At 56.1% G+C, this 24,167-nt stretch carries 19 protein-coding genes; 5 read left to right on the top strand and 14 right to left on the bottom strand.

The genetic code is table 11. The annotated features are described in order from the left end of the window. Positions 1-122 precede the first annotated feature (122 nt). Together ACO2Q8_RS23605 and ACO2Q8_RS23600 are read left to right on the top strand one after the other, a co-directional pair. Positions 123-1,193 (top strand): sensor histidine kinase, encoded by a 1,071-nt coding sequence (locus tag ACO2Q8_RS23605; protein WP_423347339.1) that lies wholly within the window; start codon positions 123-125, stop codon positions 1,191-1,193. Positions 1,194-1,228: 35 nt separating this feature from the next. Continuing rightward, positions 1,229-1,996: a LytR/AlgR family response regulator transcription factor gene (locus ACO2Q8_RS23600; RefSeq protein WP_423347338.1), complete on the top strand. Its 768-nt coding sequence runs from the start codon at positions 1,229-1,231 to the stop codon at positions 1,994-1,996. 42 nt (positions 1,997-2,038) lie between these two features. Here the strand turns inward: ACO2Q8_RS23600 and ACO2Q8_RS23595 are convergent, their stop codons facing one another. From ACO2Q8_RS23595 to ACO2Q8_RS23535, 13 genes are all read right to left on the bottom strand, one after another. Next, complete coding sequence (locus ACO2Q8_RS23595; protein ID WP_423347337.1) at positions 2,039-3,451, bottom strand: Gfo/Idh/MocA family protein; 1,413 nt, start codon at positions 3,449-3,451, stop codon at positions 2,039-2,041. A gap of 237 nt (positions 3,452-3,688) precedes the next feature. Then, on the bottom strand, positions 3,689-4,816 hold the full coding sequence (locus ACO2Q8_RS23590; RefSeq protein WP_423347336.1) for a hypothetical protein: 1,128 nt from the start codon (positions 4,814-4,816) through the stop codon (positions 3,689-3,691). Between the two features lie 7 nt (positions 4,817-4,823). Beyond that, entirely contained in the window at positions 4,824-6,893 is a 2,070-nt protein-coding gene (locus ACO2Q8_RS23585; RefSeq protein ID WP_423347335.1) for a beta-N-acetylhexosaminidase, read from the bottom strand. A 6-nt stretch (positions 6,894-6,899) separates the two neighbouring features. Next, positions 6,900-7,643, bottom strand: coding sequence for an SDR family NAD(P)-dependent oxidoreductase (locus tag ACO2Q8_RS23580; protein WP_423347334.1), 744 nt, complete (start codon positions 7,641-7,643; stop codon positions 6,900-6,902). An 80-nt stretch (positions 7,644-7,723) separates the two neighbouring features. Then, on the bottom strand, positions 7,724-8,677 hold the full coding sequence (locus tag ACO2Q8_RS23575; protein WP_423347333.1) for a dihydrodipicolinate synthase family protein: 954 nt from the start codon (positions 8,675-8,677) through the stop codon (positions 7,724-7,726). Beyond that, positions 8,674-9,615, bottom strand: a complete 942-nt coding sequence (locus ACO2Q8_RS23570) for a DMT family transporter (RefSeq protein ID WP_423347332.1) — start codon at positions 9,613-9,615, stop codon at positions 8,674-8,676. Before ACO2Q8_RS23570 ends, ACO2Q8_RS23575 begins: the two co-directional genes overlap by 4 nt. Beyond that, positions 9,612-10,745 (bottom strand): mandelate racemase/muconate lactonizing enzyme family protein, encoded by a 1,134-nt coding sequence (locus tag ACO2Q8_RS23565; protein ID WP_423347331.1) that lies wholly within the window; start codon positions 10,743-10,745, stop codon positions 9,612-9,614. Before ACO2Q8_RS23565 ends, ACO2Q8_RS23570 begins: the two co-directional genes overlap by 4 nt. Next, positions 10,742-11,701 carry a 3-hydroxyacyl-CoA dehydrogenase family protein gene (locus tag ACO2Q8_RS23560; RefSeq protein ID WP_423347330.1) on the bottom strand — a complete coding sequence of 320 codons (960 nt, stop codon included), beginning with the start codon at positions 11,699-11,701 and terminating at the stop codon, positions 10,742-10,744. Before ACO2Q8_RS23560 ends, ACO2Q8_RS23565 begins: the two co-directional genes overlap by 4 nt. 2 nt (positions 11,702-11,703) lie before the next feature. Further along, complete coding sequence (locus ACO2Q8_RS23555) at positions 11,704-12,096, bottom strand: RidA family protein (RefSeq protein WP_423347329.1); 393 nt, start codon at positions 12,094-12,096, stop codon at positions 11,704-11,706. Beyond that, on the bottom strand, positions 12,089-12,886 hold the full coding sequence (locus tag ACO2Q8_RS23550; protein WP_423347328.1) for a creatininase family protein: 798 nt from the start codon (positions 12,884-12,886) through the stop codon (positions 12,089-12,091). The genes ACO2Q8_RS23555 and ACO2Q8_RS23550 overlap by 8 nt, the downstream gene beginning before the upstream one ends. Before the next feature lie 97 nt (positions 12,887-12,983). Continuing rightward, positions 12,984-14,774 (bottom strand): RagB/SusD family nutrient uptake outer membrane protein, encoded by a 1,791-nt coding sequence (locus ACO2Q8_RS23545; protein WP_423347327.1) that lies wholly within the window; start codon positions 14,772-14,774, stop codon positions 12,984-12,986. Positions 14,775-14,795: 21 nt separating this feature from the next. Continuing rightward, the gene (locus ACO2Q8_RS23540; protein ID WP_423347326.1) at positions 14,796-17,960 is read right to left on the bottom strand and encodes a SusC/RagA family TonB-linked outer membrane protein; all 3,165 of its coding nucleotides are present in this window, start codon (positions 17,958-17,960) and stop codon (positions 14,796-14,798) included. A gap of 372 nt (positions 17,961-18,332) precedes the next feature. Then, entirely contained in the window at positions 18,333-18,971 is a 639-nt protein-coding gene (locus ACO2Q8_RS23535) for a GntR family transcriptional regulator (RefSeq protein ID WP_423347325.1), read from the bottom strand. Between the two features lie 192 nt (positions 18,972-19,163). On the opposite strand from ACO2Q8_RS23535, the gene ACO2Q8_RS23530 reads away from it, so the two are divergent. The 3 genes from ACO2Q8_RS23530 to ACO2Q8_RS23520 are packed head-to-tail and all read left to right on the top strand — an operon-like array spanning position 19,164 to position 23,229. Continuing rightward, positions 19,164-20,576 (top strand): DegT/DnrJ/EryC1/StrS family aminotransferase, encoded by a 1,413-nt coding sequence (locus ACO2Q8_RS23530; protein ID WP_423347481.1) that lies wholly within the window; start codon positions 19,164-19,166, stop codon positions 20,574-20,576. Then, positions 20,573-21,943 (top strand): neutral/alkaline non-lysosomal ceramidase N-terminal domain-containing protein, encoded by a 1,371-nt coding sequence (locus ACO2Q8_RS23525; protein WP_423347324.1) that lies wholly within the window; start codon positions 20,573-20,575, stop codon positions 21,941-21,943. Before ACO2Q8_RS23530 ends, ACO2Q8_RS23525 begins: the two co-directional genes overlap by 4 nt. 17 nt (positions 21,944-21,960) lie before the next feature. Then, positions 21,961-23,229 carry a hypothetical protein gene (locus ACO2Q8_RS23520; protein WP_423347323.1) on the top strand — a complete coding sequence of 423 codons (1,269 nt, stop codon included), beginning with the start codon at positions 21,961-21,963 and terminating at the stop codon, positions 23,227-23,229. 17 nt (positions 23,230-23,246) lie between these two features. On the opposite strand, the gene ACO2Q8_RS23515 is transcribed toward ACO2Q8_RS23520, so the two are convergent. Continuing rightward, a complete protein-coding gene (locus tag ACO2Q8_RS23515) occupies positions 23,247-24,131 on the bottom strand; it encodes a gliding motility-associated C-terminal domain-containing protein (RefSeq protein WP_423347322.1) in 885 nt (294 codons plus the stop codon). Positions 24,132-24,167: the final 36 nt, after the last annotated feature.

Genomic DNA, 24,167 nt, shown 5'->3' with positions numbered 1-24,167 from the left:
AAAAAACTATAGATGACGTACGCGGTTAAACGCCGGACGAATGCAATTGGTCATCTAAACTTGGCAATCTCCGGCGGGCACCCTTACTTTGTTAGGGTATTGATTTTCAGCCGATCGTGCGTATGATGCAGCAACTTCAGACTTGCCCCCGCCACCGCTGGTTGCAGGAAGCTCTGTTATTCCTGGCCTTTTTCACCCTTAACTCACTAACTTCCTGGGAGTTACTCAACTCCAGGGAGGTACTTTGGCGCGAATTGCTGTATTTCTGCCTGCTGTACGGACACGCCCAGGTCCAGCGGTTTTTTGTCCTGCCAAAACTCCTCGACGGTCAGAAAACCCGGCAGTATGCCGGGTGGTCGGCGGTGGTTCTGTTGCTCTTCTCGGTGCTTCTGATGCAGGTCAACGTGTGGCTTTGCACGGACACGCTCCAGAAAGGGTTCACGCCCGCCTTGATTTACCTCTACACGGTCGCCAGCGCCACGGTCAGTCTGTTGTTGTTTAACGTACCGCTACTGATCAACCGGTTTTACCAGCAACGTCAGCAGCAGGAACAATTCAAACTCTGTATGCAGGAGATGGAACTCAGCGTGCTGCGATCGCAACTGAATCCGCATTTTCTGTTCAACACGCTCAACAACCTGTACGGGGTGAGTTTGCACGAACCGGGTCGTACCCCGGATATGATCATGCAACTTTCTCAACTGCTTAGGTATCAACTCGATAGTACGCGCCGGGTATGGGTACCGCTGGTCGATGAACTGGAGTTTCTGGAAAGTTACATGGCACTCGAAACCGAACGGGTCGGCAACCGCTGCCGGGTGCTTTTCGAAGGCCCCGACCAGCAGGAACCGGATCGGTACGTGGTGGCACCCATGCTGTTGATGCCGTTTGTCGAGAATGCATTTAAACACGGCACGGCGGGTATTACGCCCTGTGAAGTGGCCGTATCGATCCGGATAGAAAACCAGCAGTTGCACCTGCACGTTGCCAATACCATTCCATGCCGGGCCAAAGCGCCGGTTTCAACGGGTGTCGGCCTGGAAAATACCCGGCAGCGTCTGGATATGCTGTATCCCGGCACCCATCAATTGACCATTCAGCCAACGCCCGACTACTACGTGGTCGATCTGGTATTACCACTGCGGCAACTGTCGGCCCAGACCGCGCAAAATGCCGAAATGGCCATCGCCTAGCCCGCTCCATCTGAACGAACAGTAAACAACAACCTATGAACGCTCCTGAAAACCGGCTTTGGTCGGGTAACTCGTTTATTCCCATGGTGGAACCGCTTCGCTGCCTGATTGTCGACGACGAAATAGCGGCCCATTACGTGCTCGAAAACTACATCGGCCGGATGGACCGGCTGACGCTGGCCGGGCAATGTTACAACGCGCTGGATGCCCTGAATTTTCTGCACCGCCAGCCCGTCGATCTGCTGTTTCTCGACATCAACATGCCCGAACTGAGCGGCCTGGACTTGCTCAGTACGCTCAGCTACACCCCTAAGACGATCCTTACCACGGCTTACACGGAGTTTGCGCTGCGGGGGTACGAATTTGGGGTGACCGATTACCTCGTCAAACCGATTCCGTTTCCGCGCTTTCTGAAAGCCGTGGACCGCGTGCTGGCCCAAACCGCAACGCCCGCAGGTATGGCACCGACTCAGGTTCAGTCTGCAACCGGACCGGCGGATTCGATGATGGTTAAAGTCGATGCCGACTGGCTGCGGATCAAATTGAGTGACCTGCTCTATGCCCAAAGCTGGGGCAATTACGTCAAGCTGTTTCTGCCGGGCCGGATGCTGCTGACACCCCTGACCACCGCCGAACTGGAAAGCCGCCTGCCGTCCGACCAGTTTATTCGGGTTCATAAATCGTATATCGTCGCCATCAACAGAATTGACAAGCTCAGCGGCAACACGGTTCTGATTGGCGAGTCCGAATTGCCGGTGGGCATTACCTACCGGCGCGAATTGCTGGAGCGGTTGCATAAATAACACCCGCTTAACCACAAAAAAACGGTTTCGGCCACTACGGTCTTACACCTTCGCCCCCGTCGTTCCGCCTTTCGTCATCGAAATGTCGACCGGCTGGTTTTTCAGCCAGGCCCCCCGCGTAAAATCAGGCACGTCGATGGAATTGGACCGGTGGGCAATGGACCAGGCACTCAGCGGCCCGACCGAACTCCACAGCGCGGCATCATACACGTCCTGATCGAGTGGCAGGCCGTTGCGCAGGCAGTCGATGGTGCGCCAATCCATCAGGAAATCCATCCCGCCGTGCCCGCCGACTTTCTTGGCTATTTCGCCCATTTTCGTCAAAATTGGCGGCATGTACTTCGTTTCCAGAGCTTTGTATTCCGACTCCGTCATCCACTCGTGGCCGGTCGAATACCGCGCCGGTTCGGGGTATTTCAGCACCACGCCTTTCGTGCCACTCACCAGCTGAAGGCGCGAATACGGCCGGGGCGACGACACATCGTACTGCACCAGAATCGTTTTGCCCTTCTTGGTCCGAATCGTCGAATTGTTCATGTTGCCGTTGAACGGTTTTCCGACGTACGGTTTGTAAAAGTCGTCTTTGGCGGCCAGTTCTTTCGCCAGCGCGCCCAGCACAAAATCGTTGGTCGACATCGACACCAAGTAATCCATCTGATCCCCCCGGTTGATGTTCAGCACCTGGCAGATCGGCCCCAGGCCGTGGGTCGGGTACAGATTGCCCTTGCGTTTTGCCATCTCGTCCAGTTCCCATAATTGGTAAAAGTGGTTTTTCGAGAAGGCCAGTTCCTGCAAATTGTGGATGTAGCCGCCCTCGCAATGCACAATTTCGCCGAAAAAGCCGTTGCGGGCCAGATTCAGCGTCAGCAGTTCGGTAAAGTCGTAGCAGCAGTTTTCGACCATCATGCAGTGCTTTTTGGTCCGCTCCGAGGTCTCGACCAGTTGCCAGCACTCTTCGAGCGTCTTGGCGGCCGGCACTTCCACGCACACGTGCTTGCCGTGGTTCATCGCAAAAACCGCCATCGGCGTGTGGTAGGCCCAGGGCGTCAGGATGTACACCAGATCGAGGTCGGTGCGATCGGCCAGTTTTTTCCAGATTTCGGTCGTTCCTGAATATGTTTCCGGTTTGTGGCCCGACGCTGCCACTTTCTGTTTCGCCAGGTTCACGCGTTCGGCCCGCAGATCGCACAGCGCCCTGATCTCCACACCTTCCAATTTGTTCAAGCGTTCGACAGCCCCCATGCCCCGGTTGCCGATGCCGATGATCCCGACACGCACCACATCCAGTTTCGGAGCCGCATAGCCGCACATGTTGAATGCCTGCGGGGGCGTTCGCTGCGCTTGCTGCTCGATGCTTAGCAACTCGTCGGGCGTGCGGGCGTATACCGACAACGGACTGGCGGCCAGCACGCCCAACCCGGTTTTTCTCAGAAAATCTCTGCGACTGGTTTCCATGGCAGTTTTTGGTTCTTTTGTATGGCTGATTGCCCCTAAATCCCCTGAAGGGGACTTGGACGCGTTTAATCGTAATTTTTAAAGTCCTCTTCAGGGCAGGGCTGTTAAGTACTTAAGTGATGATCATACAAAGTGACAATCTCCGGACTCTTTTCACCCCCAACCCCCTAAAGGGAACTGTCAAATCCGGATATTTAAGCCCCCTTTAGGGGGTTGGGGGCAGAGTTTTAACAGCACTTAACAACCCTGCTCTTCAGGGGATTTAGGGGTTTCTGTTCGCGGTTTCGCAAACAGCGCATCGCCCAGGAAAGCCGGGGTGTAGCCCCGGTCGGTGGCCCAGCGAACGGCGGTCAGAATCCGGTCGCGGTAGTCAGGCTGGTAGGCTTCGTAAAACGGATAATAATATTGTTCGTGCACGAGGAAATCGACGTAGGGCGGCAAACCGGACGGCTGGCTGGCATAGTGGTCCAGAAACGGAACAATGTCGGGCACGTCTTTCTTATCCAGCACGATGCTGCTCCGCACGAAAGCAATGCCTTCCCGGTTGTCGCGCCAGACAAACCGTTTTTTCAGGTGCCGTCGTTGCTCAACACTCAGGTAATACGACACGGCGGGCAGGTCTTCGTCAACATTGAAATACCCGAGTTGCCCCCAATAGCCCGCATCCCGCAACGCCCGCGAACCCTCCACGGTGGCTTCACCCCAGTGAATCGTCGTGACCGGCCCCATGACGGCTTCGCCCGCAAACCGGCGGATTTCGGCCATCACCAGATCGCAATCCTGCTTTACCTGCGCGTAGCCGGCCGTGCGATAAGGCATGTCCGGGAACTCCCCCCGGGCGTGGAAACTCAGCCGCAGCCAGTCAGCGTTCTGCTCCCATTCAGGGCGGTACTTATCCGGGAACTGCGACAGATTGAAACCGTCGGTTTCGTAGAAAAGATTGAGGTGAACCTTGGTCCCGTATTCGTCGTGAACCTGCTTCAGAAAACCAAGAAATAGATTATCAAACAGCGAGTTATAACTAGCCTGATACTGGTAAATATCCCGCAGAAACCAGATGTTATCATCAATTGAAAGGCGGTAATGGCCCGCAAAATCCGGCAGCCAGAAAACCGTAATGGACTGGCTATCGCCCGAGGTGGTATCGACGGCGATCAGCTCATTTGTACTGTCTGTCAATCGGACCGTTGCCGAGTAGATTCCGTCCTGTTCCGTGGCGGTTTCGTCGTTGAGGGTTACGAGATGGCCGGTCGGCGCACTGACCTGCGCCCGAATTTCAAGAAAGGTGTCGGTCATCACGCCGTCGCGGGCGTGGAGCATGTCGCCGTCAACCGGGTGGAGAAACTGCAGGGTTGGGGTGTTCATCAGCGGGTTAAAAATCGGGTTTAAACAGGACTTCGAACATCGGCACGGGCTCGGTTTTCTTCTGCTGAATTTTGTAGTCCAGCACGTTCAGGTGCAGCTTCCGCCAGAGCCCAAAATCCACATCGAACCGCCCCAGGATGGTGTTCAGGCGGTACGGCAAACACTCATCGAGCCAAGCCTGGGCATAGGCGGTTTTCAGCTCGCCGGTTTCGTCCATCGCGTCGACCAGCAGGCTGTGGCAGGGGTACGTCAGGTCGTAAAAGACGTAATCCTCCTGCTTCCGGGTCACCATCGCGTCGTTCCAGCGGTCGGTGATGGCCTTGGCCCACAAAAACCGTTGTGCCGAGTAATTGATCAGCCGGGCCGTCATCAGCAGGGACGTAATCATCCCGCTATCGGGTTTGGCGGCTTTTTGCAGGGCCGTAATCAGCAAGGCCTGCGCTTCTTCCGTCTGCTGCCGGACGGCTTGAAAATCAGCCAGATGCTCGGCGGTATTCGTTAGGTAATACGTCGAAAACGGATTCGACCAGCTTTCCACCAGCGTCCCGCGCGGCAGGCTTTGCGTGTTTTTCCCGAGGCATTTTTCGAGGTGCTGGCCCGCCCTCGCCAAGTGGTCCAGCGCCGGACCCAGTTCCCCGGCCAGCCTTGGGTACATCACGGCCGTGTAGGCTTTCGGAAAACCGGTTTTTTCCGGGACTTTGCCCTGCCAGGCCCCGATGCAACCGTAGGCCATAAACAGCCACGACGCCCGGACCAGCGGCTCGACGGAATCGGTCCAGACGGAGGTGATGAACCCGCGCGTCTGGTGCCGCAACCCGACTTGCAGGCAGAGATTGATGTTTTCGTAGGTGTAGTCGGCCGACGGATACAGATGCCCCCAACCCGAGACCGCCGGTTGAATAAAGAACGGTTTTCGTTCCTTCAAAACCGGGTTCAGGTAGCGGTACATGTTCGTCGTATCGGGCGAATATTCCCAGATCACCGGCACCACGTCGGGCGGAAACCGGGCGATGATGTCGGGGTAAAACGCGCTCATGTCGGTCCAGGCCATCAGTGTTTTGCCATACTTTTTCAGTTCCTGACTGACAAACGCGAGCTGGTCGATGTACAGGTTTTCGGGGTTCAGGCCGGTTTTCGGATCGCTGGCCAGCCGCTTGGTTTCCCAGGTTTCGTCAAAACCGACGTGGATAAACGGGCTGCTGAACAGCGTCATGTACTGCCCGATCCAGTCTTTCAGGACGGCCTGCACCGCCGGTTTGCGCGGGTCGAGTTCGTGGCCGTAGGTGCCGATGCCCAGCGACGCGTACTTTTCGTTGCGGATCAACTCGTGCAAATGCCCGTAGAAATTGACAAACGGAATCACGTCCAGGTGCCGTTCGCGGGCGTAGGCCAGAATGCTCCGCACCTCGGCTTTCGAGTAGCTGGCCCGGTAATTCAGGGTCGGGTAGCCATCGAGCTGGATGCTGACTTCGTTGTAGAAATAATACTGATTCGTTTTCCAGCGGGCCAAAAAGTCGATCTGACGTTTGATTTCGGCCACAGTCAGCAAACCGCCGTGGGCGAAGTCCATCATGACACCCCGGTACGCCAGTTTCGGGCGGTCCTGAATCGTTACGGTGGGCAGAAAAGACCGGTTTCCGGTGCCCTGCACCAATTGCCGAAGGGTTTGCACGGCGTAATACAAGCCCGTCGACGTTTCGGCGGCAATGTCGATGCCCTTCGGCCTGACGGTTAGCCGGTACTGTTCGCGGGCGTTGCCGTTCGTGGCGTCGTCGGTTCCCGGCAGGTCCTGCCCCGGTTTTTGGATCGAATACCGCAACGTCGCCCCGGCCGCCGACGTGACGGTTTTCAGGGGTAACCCGGTTTGCTCCCGAATCCACTTCCGAAATTCGCCGAGCGCAAAAACCACGTCGGTGGGCGCGTTCGTCGGCGGGGGCAGCGTGAGGTTGGCCAGCGCCAGCGTCCCCGTGCCGTACTGAACGGATTGCGGTTCCGGCAGCAAAACCGGCCGCGACTGGGCGCCGACCTCCAGCGTTCCCAGCCAGACGGCCAGCATTCCGAAAACAAGGCTTTTCATGGCGTTCTAATACGTCGCCCGGCCGCCCGACAGATCGAAGGTAAAACCGGTGGTGAAACTGTTTTTGGGCGAAATGATGTAAGCCGCGAGGTTGGCCGCTTCGTCGAGCGTGCCGCAACGTTTCATCGGAATCTTGTCGGTCATGTACGTCACCTGGGCGTCGGGCATGGCATCGACCAGCGGGGTTCGGATGACGGCCGGAGCCAGCGCGTTGACCGTAATGCCGGTTTCGGCATACTCCTTGCCCTGCACCTTCGTCATGCCGATCACGGCTGCTTTCGAAGCCGAGTACGCCAGCATTCCCGCGTTGCCTTCCTTTCCGGCAATGGACGCAATGTGCAAAATCCGGCCGTAGCGCTGCGCCAGCATGGTCGGCAACACGGCTTTCGAGGTGTAAAAACTGCTCATGAAGTTGACTTCAAACACCTTGTGCAGGTTTTCGCTGCTCACCTCATGGCTCTTGATGTTGGTCGCGCCGGTAATCCCGACGCAGTTCACCAGCGCGTCGATTCGGCCGAAATGCCCGACGACCTGCCCAACAATCTCGGCCACGCGGTTTTCGTCAGTAATGTCGATGCTGATCAGCAACACCTGGTCACCGTATGCACCAAAGGCGGTTTTCAGGCCGTCTTCGTTAAAGTCGAGCAAGGCGGTTTTGGCTCCTTCGGCCAGCAGTTTTTCGGCAATGGCTAATCCGATTCCGGAAGCGGCCCCGGTGATCAGGGCCACTTGTCCACTAAATTCCTGCATGTGTTTTGTTAGGTAAATGGTCAGGGTAAAAGCACCGTTGGCAAGTTACGCGCAATTCGCTGGCTTGCCGATGCTCCCTTTTAAACAAGCGCTTTTTCAACTGGCCGGATGGCGTAGGTTTCGTCGCTGAGTAGTTCCAGAACCCGCTGGTTCAGTTCCCGGATGTAGCGCACGCTCGACGGATCGGGAATGTAGGCGGCCTTCCGGGCGATGCTGTTGGGCAATATGCCACGCGCCATCAGTAATTCCTTCTCGGCGTAATGGAACAGTTCCATGTTTTGGAGCGAGAAGAAAATCTGCGGCATGATTTTCTCGAATAGATCGAAGGCTTTGGCGTCTTCGCCGGTTTTCCGCAGCGTAAAAACGCGTTGCAGAATGTCGGCCACCGCCAGCCCCGGCATGACGCCCCGAATGCCAATCGGCACCAGTTCGAGCATGTACAGACCGCCCCAGCCTTCGAACAGGCCGATTTGGTCGTTCGTCGCCTGAATGATGCTTTCGAACTTGGGCGCGCAGAGCGGTTCTTCCAGTTTCAGGTACTTGAAATTCGGATTTTCGGCCATCAGCTCCTGAATGAACGACACGCTGATCGACGAGCCGCCGGGGTTGAAATCCTGAATCAAAACCGGTGTGTTGGGAATGGCTTGCAGAAACTCCGACAGATACGCTTTCAGGGCGCTTTCGGGCAGGCTGAAAATGCGCGGAACCGCCAGCGAAATCACATCGGCCCCGGCATCCACGTTGGCCTGGGCCAGCCGAATGGCCACTTTCAGCGACGGATGGTTCGACTGAGCCACAATTTTCAACCGCCCGGCCGCGTGTTCGACGGCGACTTTGACGACCCGCAGTTTTTCGTCGTCGGTCAGTTTGTAAAACTCGCTGGCGTACGCGGGCAGACAGGCTGCGCCGATGCCCCCGGCAATGGCGAAATCAACCAGGTTCCGCAGGGAATCTTCGTCAATTTCCTCGGTTGCCGTAAACGGGGTGGGAATAATGGGCACTACGCCGAAAAGTTCGTTTTCTGTCGTTGTCATAATTTAGCAGGTTCTTGATTGATCGTATCCACTTTTTTTTGTTGTACCCGGCTATCGACAATGGATAGGATCAGGGTTGAGGTCAGGACCAGCACGCCCCCCAAAATGGCCTGCTCGTTGAGTGTTTCGCCGAGCCAGAGGGCGGCAATGGGTAGTCCCATGAAGGTGATGAGGTAATTCGAAATCGCCACCTGCGTCGCATCCAGGTTCTTCAACGCCTTGAAAAACAGGAGCATCGACAGGAAGTTATGGAACAGCGTGAGCGAAATCATGCCGATCCAGGTGTTGGTCGTAAAGTCCGGCACCCGGGCGAAGGTGCCGGGTTCGTAATATAGCACCAGGGGCGTCAGCAGAATCGACATGACCAAATACGTGTAGAACACCATCTCCATTTCGGTGTACTGTTCGGCCACCTTTTTGCAGCCCACGTTGTAGTACGCATTGCCCAGAATGGCCAGGAAAATCATCGTGTTGCCGAGAGCGTAGCGGGAGCTTAAATCGGCGCTTTTGATGTCTTCGGTCGAGCACAGCACCACGCCGACGATGGCGATGGCGAAGCTGATCCACCGGGCCGTGTTCATCTTTTCCTTCAGCAACACAAAGGCAAAAACCGCCGTGATGACCGGCAGCGCCATCACCAGAATGGCCGCGTTGCTCGCCAGCGAATACTGCGTTCCGTATGTCATGAGCACCTGCGACGGAAACGCTCCGAGCGCGGCCAGTTGCACGAAAACCAGCACGTCCTTCAGCTTTTTGCGACCTTTCCGAAAATCGCGGACGACAAATGGGGCCAGAAAAACCGTTGCCAGCAGCATCGGTGCCCAGACCGTGAAATACGGCCCAACCTGATCCTGCGTCAACTTGATGCTGGTGAAATGAAACGCCCAGATCAGGTTGCAGAAAAACAGGATGGCCCACGAAAGTCGTTTACTTTTCATACCCGGTTGCATAAGATTTGATTGGTTTTGAATCGGTCGAGGGCCTCCTGATCCAGTTCGATGCCCAGACCGGGGCCTTGTGGTACCAGCGCGGCCCCCTGTTCAAACCGGATCGGTTCCGTGATCAGGTCGTCGGTGCGCACCAGTTCGCCGAACAGGTCCGACGGCAATGTGCAACTGACGCTGGCGGCCGCAATGTGCAGGCCCATCGTTTCGGAAATGCCCAGATCGACCTCCGACCCCCGCCAGCAGGCTTTGCCTTCGAGGTGGGCCATTTCGGCCAGCAACACGCCATTGTACGCCGAGCCGTTGAAGTTGTACCCGTCGACGGCATCGGCCCGCACGAACGCGATCATGTCGCGAATGTCCTGTGTATACGGCAGCGAAATGTGCCGGTACAGGGGCATCTCCAGCGTCCGGCGGAGCGACTTAAAACCGGCAACGTCGGCGTGCCGGATCGGATCTTCCAGACCGAGCATAACGGTTTTATCAACGCCTTCCATCAGCCGCAGGGTCGTTTCGACATCGGTCCAGCGTTGGTTGGGGTCGAGCAGGATTTTGATGCCGTCCCCGCATTTTTTCCGAATCTTTTCCGTCCAGAGCCGCACGGGGTCTTCGTCGGAGCACTTGAATTTGAAGGCTTTGTGGCCTTTCTGCATCGCTTCGAACGCTTTTTGCGCGGCCTCCTCGGGCGTCCGCCGGCCCGTCCAGCCGAAGCAGTCGACGCGGTTGCGGTAGGCCCCGCCGAGCAGTTGGTACACCGGTACGCCGAGCATTTTGCCCACCGCATCCAGCACCGCCGACTCGAAGGCTTCGTAAATCCGCTGGTCGGCAATCGGCAACCGTCGCCAGTTCAGTTTCAGGATGTCCTGCCCGACGAGCGTGTGCAAAACCGCCCGAAGGGCTTCCGGCGAGGCACTGCGGTAGGTTTCGCCGAGTCCGACCAGGCCGTTGTCCAGCGTCAGTTCGATGATCCACTTCGGCTGGTTGGCAAACTCGGTCCAGCGTTCACCCGTCAGGAATTTTTGCGCAAAAACCGCATCTTTATCCACGACCTCCTCGGAATTCAAGCTACCCGGTTTGGCCGGAACAATGACTTCGGTGGCTTTGATGGCGATGATCCGGCTCATTTCGATTCGTCGGTAGGTTTGGGCGTATACGTTTGCGCCAGTTTCCGGATGTCATAGCTGAACGCGATGAAGTTGGCTTCCCAGGCTTCGGCGGTTTCGGGCGTGTACGGGTAAAAACCGTGTGCATTGCCGACGCCCTTCGCGCCCGAAGCCACTAGTTCTTCCAGCATCCGGGGCGTTTCGGTGGTGTTGCTCAGGTCGGGAAACAGGTCTTTCATCACCGTCAGGTAGGCCGGAATGCCGGTCAGGTCCATAAACCGGAACGGCCCGGCGAAGGTGATCCAGTAGCCCAGGTCGTTCCGCAGCGAGCGGTCCACGTCCTCCACCGTCGCGTAGCCGTTTTCGACCAGGTGAAAAGCCTCCCGGAGCATGGCGTACATGATGCGGTTGGTGATAAACCCGCGAATATCTTTCCGGAGCAGCGACGGTTCTTTGCCCCAACCCTCGGCCAGCGCCACAATCCGGTGCGCGTATTGAACGTCGGTTTCGTTGCCGCAAATCACTTCCATAAACCGGGTGATGTGCGCGGGTTCGGCCCAGTGGATGCCCAGCACCCGCTCGGGGTGTTGCAGACCGCTTTGCAGCACCGACACCGGAATGGCCGAGGTGTTGCTGCCGATGATGGCCGTGGGACTCAAAACCGTCTCCAGTTGCTCGTAAACCCGTTTTTTCTCGGCCACATTTTCAATAATCGATTCAATCACCACTTCCAGACCGGCGAGTTGCGTTACGTCGTCGGTGACGGTGATTCGCTGCAAAACCGCTTCCGGTGGGGCGCTCAGCAAGCCTTCTTCTTGCAATTGTTGCAGGTAACTCAGGATGCGCGCACGGGCTTCGTCGGCCTGCGCAATGTCTTTGACCAGCGAAATCACTTCATGCCCGGCGGCCAGCAGGCAGGTCGCAATGCTGCTGCCCATCAGCCCCAGCCCCACCGTTCCGATTCGTCCTTTTTCCATGCTCACGCTTGTTGGGGTTGGATGCGGGCAATGGCGTCGATCTCGATCTTGATCCCGTCCGACAACACCGACTGAACCGTGGTTCGGGCCGGTTTGATCCCGGTGAAAAACGAGCGGTAAGCCTCGTTGTACCGGTCAAAATCGTTGATATTTTCGAGATGCACCGTGCATTTGACGATGTCGTCGACGGTTCCGCCCGCGGCTTCGACCACCTTTTGAATGTGCGAAAGCGTCAACAAGGTTTCCTCTTCGATAGTCCCGTGAAGCACCTCGCCGGTAGCCAGATCGAGCGGTCCCTGCCCACTGACAAACAGCCAGCCGTCGACCAGCACCCCCGCCGAATACGCGCCCGTATCGACCCGCTTATCGGGGTGTTCAATTTCCTGTTTAGGCATGTTTTAAGGTTAAATTTTCGGATAAAGGCCAGTCTTTGAAAGCGGCCAGAAAATCAATCAACGCAACTAACGCGCTGTCGAACAAATGCTTGCCTTTTTGAGCCGTTGCCAACTGCGGCTCCCCGCTGCTGCCATTGCCCGACACAAAGGCGGTTTGCTTGAAAACCGTCACACCCCGGTATGGCTCGTCGTCTTCCCAGCCAATATAGCCATTGGCGGCCGGTCGGCTAGCCCGTTCGGCGCGCTCCATCCAGACTTTTTCCGGAAACAAGTGCAACATCAGGCTCGTCTCGTACTCGCAAGCATGGCTCAGGGCGGGGCTTTCCATCGGCGGGTCGCCCGCGAAGGCTTTCCCGGCCAGTTCCCAGTACGTCGCCAGGGCAATCGTCGGCTGGTGGCTGGCATCGAAGCGCTGGCTCAAAACCGCGAGCGCCTGCCGGACGGGTGTGATGTTGCCGCCGTGGCCGTTGAGCAGCACAATCCGCCGAAAACCGCTGACGACCAGCGAACTGACCATCTCGACAACGACCTGGGTATAAAGGACGGGCGTCAGGCTGATGGTTCCGCCGAACGACAAATGGTGGTGGCTCGACCCGAACGGCAGCGTCGGGCAGAGCAGGATATAGTCGGATAATTGTTTCTCGGCCCGTTGCGCCAGTTGGGTCACCAGATCCGTATCCGTCGAAACCGAAAGATGCGGGCCATGCTGCTCGATGGCCCCCAGCGGCAACACCACCACTTTCGTCGTTTGTTGCTGAAGGTCCGGATAGGATGATGCGTGAAACAGCATTCGATTCGTTTTCGTGATTGGGTTAGGGCAGATACAGCCAGTCTATATTTAGGTTGACGGCCTATTTTGCAGCCGTCAACCTACCTGTTCAGCGGGTTTAATACCCCGGATTTTGCTTCAGCGTAGCCGCCCCGCTCACGACGCTCAAATCGATCTGAGCCTGCGGAATCGGGTACAACTCACTTTTGCCTTTCTTAAAGCTTGCGCCTTTCATGTACGTAAAATCATAGCCCGGAATAGAGGTCTCGTGCTTGACGTAGGCATTCAGCGCGTTCGCCATGTAGCCGGTTCCGTTGTCCCACCGGCGGAGGTCGAAAAACCGGTGGCCTTCCATCGCCAGTTCCAGTTTTCGCTCGAATCGGACGGCTTCGCGGGCAAATTCTTTGCCTTTCGCCGTAAACTCGTTCGTGTACAAACCGACTTTGTAATTGGCCGCCGGTTCGTTCGTGAAGCCTTTCAGCGGGCTGGTCGGGTCGATGTATTTCTTCACCCAACCGGTCGGATTGGCCGCCCGCGCCCGCACCCGGTTGACGTACTCCTGGGCCTTCGCCAGGCTCCCGATTTCAACTTCCACCTCAGCGGCCCACAGCAGAATGTCGGCAAACCGGATCATGGTGTAGTTGTTGGAGGTCCAGCGCGAGAACGCCGAGGTCGTGGCCGCTGCGGCCTGGTAATAGACGGTTTTGATCGGGCTGTACGGACCGGCCACCGACTGCACCCGAATCCAGGCCTTGCCGGGGTGGTTGCCCCAGTCGAGGTACGGAATGCCCCGCCGTCCGACAGTCCAGTCCAGCCGGGCGTCGAGTGTGCCGTCGTAGGGCGTGAAGGGCGTGCTGCTTTCAATGTTCTGGTCGTTTTTCACGTCCGCATCGTTGAACGTATCGATCAGCGGCAACCCGGTATTCGGGTCGGTTTTGAACGAATTGACCAGGCTGAACGACGGTTGGTAGGCTCCGCAGCAGGTAGCCGGGCCGCCCATCGGGAAGTTGAGCGCATCGCCGTAATTACCATTCTGGTAGTTTTCAGCGATTGACATCTGCACGGCAAAAACCGACTCGGCGCTGTTTTTCTTCGAGGGATTGAAGTTATCGGCAAAGTTGACCAGCGCATACTTCAAGCCGTTCGACGTGACGCCGTTGGCCATCAGGTCTTCCAGCAGCGGTTTGGCATCCGTGTATTTATCCTGGAACAGGTAGACTTTCGCCAGAAACGCCTTGGCGGCCCAGCTATTGGCCCGTCCAACCTCCGTTTTGGTAGCCGACAGGTTATCAGCCGCAAATTTGAAATCGGCTTCGATTTTGGGCCAGATCGCCGTCGCGTTAGTGACGTTGTAGTTGCCGCTCGCGTAGCTGACCGATTCGTCCAGATACGGCACATTTTCCCAGAGTTTGGCGGCTTCGAAGTGGTAAAGCGCCCGCAGAAACGTAGCTTCAGCCTTGATCTGTTTGGCTTCTTCGGCCGTGAGCGACGGATCGGTTACTTTTGCCAGCACCCGTAGCACGTCGTTGGCCCGCTGCACCCCGGCGTACAGGACTTTCCATTTGTCGTTGAAGGGCAGCAGCGAGGGGTCGTAATTGTAGCTTTCGACGGCTTCCATCGGCGGCAGTGCCGACGCCTGGGTGCCGGTGTGCGCATCGTCGGAGGTGACACCCCCGAAAATCCAGTTGCTGACGCCCACAAAGTAATAGGTTGTACCCGGAACGCCCCAGCCGTCGAGCAGCGAGTACGCGCCGGTCAGCAAACCGTTTACTCCGGCTTTGTTGGCCAGCGTGGTTTCGCCTGTGGTGCCCAGCGGCCCCACTTCCAGGTATTCTTCATTGCAGGAGTTGGCCGTCAGGAGCAGGAACGCGAAGCTGCTGAGCGTGACCAGGATCTTTATTTTTTTCATGACGATCAAGGAGTTGGCAGGTTAGAAGGAGACGTTCAGACCGAAGATGAAATTTTTCTGGTTGCCCGGGTAGTTGGCGTAGTCGACCCCGAAGGCCGAGCTGTTGCCGCTGATTTCGGGGTCCAGCCCAGTGTACTTCGTGATCGTAAACAGGTTGGCACCCTGCGCATACAGCCGCAGCTTATTCAGGCCCACTTTCCGGAGCAGCGCCGGACTGACCGTATACCCGATGATCAGCGAGCGCATTTTCAGGAACGAACCGTTCTCGACGTAGAAGGAATTGGAGACGCCCGACGAACTGAACGATCCGGTCGATTCAATTTTCGGGATCGAACTGTTGGGATTTTCCGGCGTCCAGGCGTTGAGCAGCTCATTGCTTTTCCCGCCGACGTAGGTGCTGAAGAAGTGCGTAAACGAGCGGATGGTGTTGTAAATCTCGTTGCCCTGCGAACCGTACAGCACCGTCGAGAAGTCGAAGTTGCGGTAGGTGATGCCCAGGTTCAGGCCGTAGGTAAAGTCGGGGTTCGGGCTGCCCAGAAAGGTCCGGTCGTTGGCATCGATCTTGCCGTCGTTGTTGCTATCGGCATACCGGAACCGGCCCGGCGCGGCTCCGCTCTGGGTAGGCGACGACGTCACTTCCGACTCGCTCTTGAACAAACCAAGCACCTGATACCCAAAGAACGAACTCACCGGCTGGCCGACCTGGTTTCGGATGACCAGCCCCAGGTTCTGCGTGTTGGCGGCATCAAAATAACCGGGGTTCGGAATCGTCACGACTTCGTTTTTGTAGGTCGTGATATTCGCCCCGATGCTGAAGCGCAGGCTGTTGGAAACCGTTCCGCGATACGTCACGGCCGCGTCCACGCCTTTGTTCTGAATGTCGCCGATGTTGACGGTCGGGGCCGTTGCACCGCCCGCCGTGGCCGGAAGCGGCTGGGTAAACAACAGGCCGTTGATCGACTTTTTGTAGTATTCGAGCGACACATCGAGCCGGTTTTTCAGCAACGTAGCGTCGAAACCGAGGTTGGTAACAATGTTTTCTTCCCAGCCGGTATTCGGGTTACCGATGCTCGTTTGGGCAAAGCCCTGCGCTAACCGCCCCGCTCCGCTGATATCGTAGTAAGCGTTGAAAAACGTACCCCCAAAAAGCGTGAAAGCGTTCTGCGGACTGACGTTGTTCTGCGACCCCAGCACCCCGTAACTCCCCCGGATTTTCAGTTCGTCCAGCCAGGTCACATTCGCCATGAATTTCTCACCCGTCACACGCCACCCCAGCGACACTGACGGAAAGACACCGTAGCGTCGGTTGGCCCCAAACCGCGACGACCCATCCCGGCGCACCGTGACGCCCAGCAGGTATTTGTCGGCGTAGGCATAATCCAGTCGGCTGAACAGCGAAAACAGCGTGTTCTCGTAAGCACTGCTTCCGTTGGTGATGTTGGTGGTTCCGTTGGTCAGGCTCAGGTAATCGAATTCGGTCGAAAACAACCCGCTCGACGAACCCGTTACCAGCCGCCCGTAATTCCGGATGGCTTCCGAACCGGCAATCACTTTCACGCTATGCGCCCCGAAGAGGTGGTTGAACGTCAGTGTGTTCGTCCACATCGTGTTGCTGTTGTACAGGGCGGTTTCGGCAAAGGTGTTGGGGTTCGTGTTGCCTTCCGAGTTATTGTACGGCGTGAACGTAAAGTTGGTATAGTACTGATTATCCACAAAACCGCCGAAGCTGGTGCGGGCCGTGAAGTACTTCAGAAAGTCGACTTCCGCGAACACATTGCCGACGATATTCCAGGTGTTGAACTTGTTGTTGGCGGTATTGTTCTGAACGGCCACCGGGTTGGAGGAGCTTCCCAGTTCCGGCCCGGCGAAGGTGCCCCCGTAGTTGCCTTTGATGTCGTACACCGGAATGATCGGCATGGCCCGGTACGTCCAGGCGATGGGGTTACCCGTGCTCAGGTTATCAAAACCAGGGTTCTTTTTGTAAAAAAAGTAGAGATTTTCGCCAATCCGAATGTTGTTCCGCACCTTGAACTGGGTGTTGACCCGGGCCGAATACCGTTGCAGATACGTTTTGATGAGTGTGCCCTGCTGGTTGAAATAACCCAGCGACACCAGGTAATTCGACTTGTCGGTCCCCCCGCTGGCCGTCAGGTTGTGGTTCGTGATGGGCGCATTCTTGAAGACCTCGTGAAACCAGTCGGTGCCGGTTTTGTTGACGGCCTGAATCAGGTAATTGTTGGCCGGATTGTTGGCGTCAAAGTTGTATTTGGCCGGGTCCACGGCCGGATCGCCCGCATTCCCGACGCCGGTTGCACCCCGGCCCCGGTACGTAAAATCCGGTAAACCGTTCTGAAACAGGCCCGTATTGGGATACGCAATCTTGGTTAGTCGGGCGAAATCCTGCGATCCGAGCAGATTGAACACGTTACCCTGCTGTGGAATCTGCGTGCCGTAATAGGCGTCGTACGAAAGTGTCGGCTGGCCGGTTTTCCCTTTTTTAGTCGTCACCACCAACACGCCGTTGGAGCCCCGCACCCCGTAAATCGCTGCGGCTCCGGCATCTTTCAGTACCTGAATCGACTCGATATCGTCGGCGCTCACGTCGTTGAGTTCGGCCTGAATTCCGTCGATCAGCACCAGCGGCTGCGTATTGCCAAACGAGCTAATTCCCCGGATAAAGATGTTGGCCGGACTCCCTGGCGCGCCCGAACTGATGACGTTCACCCCCGCAGCCTGCCCCTGCAAGGCCTGCACTGCCGACCCCGCCGGGATCGACTTCACGGCTTTCATGTCAACAATGGAAACCGAACCGGTGATATCTTTTTTGCGCTCGGAGGTGTAGCCCGTCACGATGACCTCGCTCAGCGAGGTGGCCGAAGGTGTCAGCACGACGGAAATACTGGTTTGATTACCGACCGGAATTTCCTGGGCCTGATACCCAATGTAAGATACCACCAGCACGGCCTGGGCCGGAACGCTGATCGTAAATTTGCCGCCGGCGTCCGTCACGGTTCCATTGGTCGTACTGCCTTTGAGCAAAACCGTCGCTCCGGCAATCGGTTTCTGATCGTCAGCCCCGGTGACATTGCCCGTGATGGGCGTCTGGGCCAAAGCCATCACGCAGGTAAACAAGGAAAGAAAAAGCAGGAGCACTTTCTCGTTTCGTGGAAGGAAAGAGTAGAGCATAGTCATTCATTTATTGTTTGGGTTTACTTCTGATTTCGTTCATTCAGCACCCCGGGGCTTCCGATCTCCGACACTACGGCGACTACCTCGCTAAAGCCCCATCCACTCCTGCGATCCGGCTGCTTTTACCTTCTAACTACTTCCAATTCCTTCGCTCGACCAGGTAAATATGTTTACAATTATAGGCAATTTTTGTAAACAAAAAAATTTCCGATTTCTTTTTTCATTTTTTTCAAAACTGCCACAAAACCATTCTAAGTATGACTGTAGCTAGCTTGAAGAAAAATCTGAGTAAACAAAAAAGGCTTCCCGACGGGGAAGCCTTTGAGCACTTATTAGAATTCCATCAACTCTAACCTACTCTCTATGCTATTAATCCAACTCAAGCGCGGCAATTTCTCCCCTCACCAAATGACGGGTCAGTGCCTCCTCGGCTTTCGCCAGATTCCGTTCTTTCAGCGCGGTCACAATGGATCGGTGTTCCTGATCGGTTTGTTCATAATCATTCATGTGAATCTGGGTCTTCCCCAATTTCTGGTGAAAAATGGGAATGTTACTGATTTCGTACAGGTTTTTCAGTTTATCATTATGAGCAATTTCGATGAGCGTTTCGTGGAATTTTACGTCCGCTTCGCAGGCTCCGCCAAAATAACCGCGCTCCACCATGGCCGTAAAGTCATTGCAGATGGCTTCCAGTTTCTGAATCTGCTGGTCGTCAATTTTCTGCATCGCCAGCCGCAACGCGCCCAACTCCAGGATTTCTCGCAGTTCCCGGATGTCGCGCACATCGTCGGCCGTCATGGTTTTCACAAAATAACCGCCCTTCTCCCCGAACTCGATCAACCCTTCACCCAGCAGCCGGGTCAGCCCCTCGCGGACCGCCATCCGGTTGACTTCCAGCTTCTTGGCCCAGATATCCTCTTTCAGCCTTGTCCCCGACACCAACTGATTTGAAAGGATTTTTCGGCGCAGCTCGATGTATACTTTGTTCGCGAGAGAGTCAATTTTCATAAATTTTTTCTAACAAAATTAGCCAATTCTTGTAAACAAAATTTACCTTCGTACAAAGATATTCTTTTCTACTGCTTCCCGAACCATTCTGGATCAATAATTTGGTAGCTAGTAGAAAAGATAGTACATTTTCCTGATCTTTTGCAAACGCTCTGGCAGTTTCTGCTTTTTCGCATCCAACCCATCCTGCTCATGGCCTTTAAACCGCTCACCCGCCGTGCGTTTATCAAGCGCAACTCGCTTACCGGATTTGGGGTCGCGCTGGCGCCGTCCGTGCTGACCACCATACCGGCTCCTGCCGCTTCTGCAACCGTCCTTTTGGCGGCTCCCACCGTCCATTCGGCCGCTGAACCGCTGGCGTTGCTGGGCGGAAAACCGCTCCGAGCCAAAGACTGGCCGACCTGGCCGATCTGGAAACCCGAAACCGACGAAAAGCGGTTACTAGACGTAATTCGGAGTGGCGTCTGGTCGCGGGCGAATGTGGTAACGGAGTTTGAAGAAAAATGGGCCGCAACGGTCGGAGCCAAGCGCTGCCTGTCGGTCGTCAACGGCACGAATGCGCTGATTGCCGCCCTGGCGCAGTACAACATTCGCGGGGGCGACGAGGTGCTGGTGCCGCCGTATACGTTTATCGGTACAGTGGCTCCGGTGCTGGCGACGGGTGCCATGCCGGTTTTTGTGGATGTCGATCCCGAAACGTTCCAGATTGATCCGGCAAAAATCGAGGCCAAAATTACACCCCGGACCCGCGCCATCATTCCGGTCCATATTCTGGGTTTACCGGCCAACATGACTAAAATTCTGCCGATCGCCAAAAAACACAACCTCATCGTCATTGAAGATGCCTGCCAGGCGCACTTGGCCGAAATCAATCGGCAGAAAGTGGGTACGTTCGGCGATGCGGGCTGCTTCAGTTTTCAGAACTCCAAAAACCTGGCCATTGGCGAAGGCGGTGCCATTGTGAGCAACAACGATGCGTTTATGGACCGCTGTTTTTCGTACCACAATTACGGCAATCCGTACGGTACGGTTTCGGGTGTCATCGGGATCGGGACGCTCATCCAGGGCACCAAGCTTCGGCTGACCGAGTACCAGGCCGCCATCGGGCTGGCGCTGCTCCAACGACTCGACACCGAAACCAGCACCCGCAACGAAAATGCGGCTTATCTGAAAGCCAAAATCCGTTCCATTCCCGGCATCGTGCCTTACAAGCTGTACGACGATGTGACGCGGGCGGCTTTTCACCTCTTCCCGTTCCGGTTTCAGCAAAAAGCCTTCAAAGGGCTTTCGCGGGAGTTATTTCTGAAAGCGCTGACGGCCGAAGGGATTCCCTGCTCCAAAGGGTACGCGACGCTCAACAACATGCCTTATCTGAACGACGCCTTTCGGTCGAAGAACTACCAGAAAATGTATCCGAAAGAGATGCTGGATTTTAAGGGGTATGTCGAGCGCAACCAGTGTCCACAGAACGACCGGCTTTGCAACGAAGAAGCCGTCTGGCTGACGCAGAACATGCTGCTCGGCAGTCGGCAGGACATGGACGACATTGCCAGCGCCATCGAGAAAATTTATACCCAAGCCGACAAACTGCTGGCGACGAAATGACGAGAAACCGTTTTCTATGGCTGGTTGCAGCGGTTTGGCTGGTTGCCTTCAGCGCGTTGGGAAAAGGCTGGAAAGCCGGGGTCGCCAAAGTAAACATCACCCCACAACAACCCATCTGGCAGGCCGGGTATGCCTCGCGCACGCATCCGTCCGACGGTAAGCTACACGATTTGTGGGCAAAGGCGCTGGCGCTGGAAGATGAAAAGGGCCAGCGGGCCGTGCTGGTTTCCAGCGATTTGCTCGGATTTCCGAAAGCGATGTCGGACCGGATTCGGCAGAAGCTGTCCCAAACCCTGGGCCTAACCAACGCTCAGGTTTTGCTGAACAGTTCGCACACGCACTCCGGCCCGGTTTTGGAGGATGCCCTGCACGACATTTACCCGCTCGGCGCGCCGGAGCAGGCCGTGATCAATGCCTACAGTCAGGCACTCGAAAAGCAGATCATTCAACTGGTGACGGATGCGTTCCGGAAGCTGGAACCCGCCGAATTGTACAGCCAGAACGGCGTGACCCGGTTTCAGGTCAACCGCCGAAACAACAAGGAAGGCGCGCTGCGCGAGCAAGCCGAACTGCGTGGACCCAATGATTACGCCGTTCCGGTCATCAAGGTGGTCGATGCCAACGGAAAGCTGAAAGCCATTGCGTTTGGGTATGCCTGCCACCCGACGGTGCTGGATCTGTACCAGCTCTCGGGCGATTACGCCGGTTTTGCCCAAATTGAGTTGGAAAACAGCCATCCCGGCACGACGGCCCTGTTTTTTCAGGGAGCCGCCGGGGATCAGAATCCCCTCCCCCGCCGGACGGTTCCGTTGGCCCGGCAGTATGGCCGGGAGCTGGCAGCCGCCGTCGACCGGGTGCTGGACGAACCGATGCAACGCCTTGATGCCCAACTCAATACTGCGTATTCTGAAATTCCGCTGAAGCTCAGCCCGGGACCTTCGGTGGCCGAGTTGACTAAAATCGCTCAGGAAAAAGACGGTTATTTGAAACGATGGGCCACGCGCGTATTGCGGGAGCAGCAAGCCGGAAAACCGTATCTGACCCAGTATGCCTACCCGGTTCAGGCTTGGCGACTGGGCAATCAGCCGCTGTTCAGCTTCGGCGGGGAACTGGTCATTGAATACGCGCTGGAGGTCAAAAAGCGGTTTGGGTTAAATGCTTTTGTCTTTGGGTATTGCAACGATGTCATGGGCTACATTCCGTCCGAAACGATTCTGAAAGAGGGTGGTTACGAGGGCGAATCATCCCAGATGGTATACGGTTTGCCCAGCCCCTGGGTCGCCGGACTGCAACAACAGATTTTGGCGGAGGTCGAAAAGCTGGCGGCCCAGGCGGGTCTCCCCAAACCAAAATCCTTAACCAAGTAACTCACCTACTCCTGTTCATGCCTTTACTTGCAACCCCGCATTACTCCGGCTTTGCGCTGGCCCATGACACTTACAACGCCATCACAGCCGCCAGCGACGGCCAGATCTATTACGTTCTTTGCTCCGAATCACCGACGGAAGGCGGTAAAATGTACCGCTACAACCCGGCCACCGGTCGGAGCGAATTGTTGGCCGATCTGACCGAAATTTGTGGCGAAACGGACGCCAACGCCATTCCACAGGGCAAAAGCCACGTGCGGTTTTACGAACACGCTGGTAAACTGTACTTCGCTACGCATATCGGTTTTTACGAAATGATCGACGGCATGGAGCGCCTGCCGGTCAATCCACCGCAGGGCCGGGCGTTGTATCCCGGTGGTCATTTTTTGTCCTATGACCTGACGACAGGGGCGTTTGAAGACCTGATGACGGCACCCGAAGGTGAGGGAATTCTGAGCATGACGCTGGATCGCGAGCGCGGCCAGTTGTACGGCATCACCTGGCCGGTGGGGTATTTTATTCGGTATAATCTCCAAACCGGGGAATTAACGAATCTCGGGCCGGTGTCGGCGCGGGGTGAAGCCGGACAGCCGGGGAACGACTACCGGGTCTTGTGCCGCAGCCTGCTGGTCGATCCGCGGGATGGAGCGGTTTATTTTTCTACCCCGGAAGGACTGATTTTCAAGTATTCGCCCGATAACGGAGCCATTCAACCGCTGGAAGGAGTGGATTTAAGGCTGGATTATTTCGGTCAGTACGACCCAACACACCCCGGCAGCATGGGCTACAACTGGCGCAAGATTTTCTGGTATGCTCCCGAACAGGTCGCCTTCGGCATCCACGGCAATTCGGGTTATTTGTTCAAATTCGATCCCAGAAAACCAGCCATTGAACTGGTCGAGCGACTGACGTCGGAACCTTCGCGCAAGAGCGGTATGTACGACCAGTTTAGCTACGGCTACCTCGGTTTTCAGCCCGGCCCCGACGGCGAAACCATTTATTACCTCACCGGCGGTCCTATTTACATGGACGGCAAACGGCTGAAAGGGGTTGAGCAGATTGCCAAAGGAGCCGCCAAAGGGCTGGAAAATCTGCACCTGATCACGTTCCATATTCCAAGTAAGACCTACAAAGACCACGGACCCACTTTCTACGCCGACAGCTCCCGACCTACATACGTCAATTCCATTGCTATTGGTACCGATGGGACGGTCTATACGCTCGCTCGCTTTGACCACGGGGGTCGCGAAATTCAGGATTTGGTCCGAATACCGGCGGTTTTCTGAAGCACCTAATCGGGAGCTTAGCGGGAAATCGTCAGGGCTCGCGTAAACTTCCGTCCATCGCTGAGCCGGATGCTGTAAAAATACGTTCCGATTGGCAGGTCTTTGTTACCATCGCGACCGTTCCAGTCATTCTGGTAATCTTTTGATTCGTAAATCACGGTCCCGTTCCGGTCGAAGATGGTCACTTCAGCCCGCAGACCGCCCAGATTGCGAAGCACGAACTGATCGTTTTTCCCGTCGCCATTGGGCGAAAAACCTTCGGGAATGACCAGTTCGCCCGCTGTTTCCGGATTCGTTCCCGAACATAAATCCGCAACGGAAGGGATCGTCAGACTTTCAAACACCCCGCTGGCTTTCACGACGTAGGTGTCGTAGTCAAAATCGGAGTTGGTTTTCTTCAGCACCACTTCGCTCAGACCGGTGACCGGGAACGATTTGTCGTCGTTCCACTGGATTACGGTTCCGGCTTTTTCCTGCGGATTGACCAAATCGAATTCCAACGTCGCAACCGGTAGCCAGGTTTCGGTAACGAGCGTAGCGTTGTGTTCCGCCCCACTATAGAATACATTCAGCGAAACAATGCCGTTGCCGCTCCGTTCCACCGATCCGTTTAGGGTTAAAGGCGCATAGTTATTACTTGCTTTTTCGCCCAGACTCGTAAAATTCTGTTGCTCAACGATGGTTGGTGCTTTCAGCAGTTGGGCGTTGTACGAAAACCGTAAATTGGCATTTCCCATCAGAAACGAACGGGTGGCATCGTGGGCTTTCACCTCAACAGCTACCCGCAGCTTTCGGTTGGCACAATCGGCTTTTTGCAACTGCAACCGTACGTCGAACTGGCCATTTTGCGCTTTCGTAAGTAAAGACGTGCATAAAGCCCAGAGAAAGAAAACCCGTTTCATAGTCATTGCTTTTTCATTCAATCCCGTCAATCGGTT

Origin of the sequence: Larkinella sp. VNQ87 (assembly GCF_049445795.1) — a bacterium.
Taxonomy (GTDB): domain Bacteria; phylum Bacteroidota; class Bacteroidia; order Cytophagales; family Spirosomataceae; genus Larkinella.
This window is presented reverse-complemented; position numbering and strand designations above follow the sequence as displayed.

Coding starts and splice junctions, on each gene's coding strand:
- ACO2Q8_RS23605 (WP_423347339.1), top strand. CDS start 123: ATGATGCAGCAACTTCAGACTTGCCCCCGCCACCGCTGGTTGCAGGAA.
- ACO2Q8_RS23565 (WP_423347331.1), bottom strand. CDS start 10,745: ATGAGCCGGATCATCGCCATCAAAGCCACCGAAGTCATTGTTCCGGCC.
- ACO2Q8_RS23570 (WP_423347332.1), bottom strand. CDS start 9,615: ATGAAAAGTAAACGACTTTCGTGGGCCATCCTGTTTTTCTGCAACCTG.
- ACO2Q8_RS23550 (WP_423347328.1), bottom strand. CDS start 12,886: ATGCTGTTTCACGCATCATCCTATCCGGACCTTCAGCAACAAACGACG.
- ACO2Q8_RS23555 (WP_423347329.1), bottom strand. CDS start 12,096: ATGCCTAAACAGGAAATTGAACACCCCGATAAGCGGGTCGATACGGGC.
- ACO2Q8_RS23580 (WP_423347334.1), bottom strand. CDS start 7,643: ATGCAGGAATTTAGTGGACAAGTGGCCCTGATCACCGGGGCCGCTTCC.
- ACO2Q8_RS23560 (WP_423347330.1), bottom strand. CDS start 11,701: ATGGAAAAAGGACGAATCGGAACGGTGGGGCTGGGGCTGATGGGCAGC.
- ACO2Q8_RS23590 (WP_423347336.1), bottom strand. CDS start 4,816: ATGAACACCCCAACCCTGCAGTTTCTCCACCCGGTTGACGGCGACATG.
- ACO2Q8_RS23545 (WP_423347327.1), bottom strand. CDS start 14,774: ATGAAAAAAATAAAGATCCTGGTCACGCTCAGCAGCTTCGCGTTCCTG.
- ACO2Q8_RS23525 (WP_423347324.1), top strand. CDS start 20,573: ATGACGAGAAACCGTTTTCTATGGCTGGTTGCAGCGGTTTGGCTGGTT.
- ACO2Q8_RS23575 (WP_423347333.1), bottom strand. CDS start 8,677: ATGACAACGACAGAAAACGAACTTTTCGGCGTAGTGCCCATTATTCCC.
- ACO2Q8_RS23535 (WP_423347325.1), bottom strand. CDS start 18,971: ATGAAAATTGACTCTCTCGCGAACAAAGTATACATCGAGCTGCGCCGA.
- ACO2Q8_RS23530 (WP_423347481.1), top strand. CDS start 19,164: ATGGCCTTTAAACCGCTCACCCGCCGTGCGTTTATCAAGCGCAACTCG.
- ACO2Q8_RS23515 (WP_423347322.1), bottom strand. CDS start 24,131: ATGAAACGGGTTTTCTTTCTCTGGGCTTTATGCACGTCTTTACTTACG.
- ACO2Q8_RS23520 (WP_423347323.1), top strand. CDS start 21,961: ATGCCTTTACTTGCAACCCCGCATTACTCCGGCTTTGCGCTGGCCCAT.
- ACO2Q8_RS23600 (WP_423347338.1), top strand. CDS start 1,229: ATGAACGCTCCTGAAAACCGGCTTTGGTCGGGTAACTCGTTTATTCCC.
- ACO2Q8_RS23585 (WP_423347335.1), bottom strand. CDS start 6,893: ATGAAAAGCCTTGTTTTCGGAATGCTGGCCGTCTGGCTGGGAACGCTG.
- ACO2Q8_RS23595 (WP_423347337.1), bottom strand. CDS start 3,451: ATGGAAACCAGTCGCAGAGATTTTCTGAGAAAAACCGGGTTGGGCGTG.
- ACO2Q8_RS23540 (WP_423347326.1), bottom strand. CDS start 17,960: ATGCTCTACTCTTTCCTTCCACGAAACGAGAAAGTGCTCCTGCTTTTT.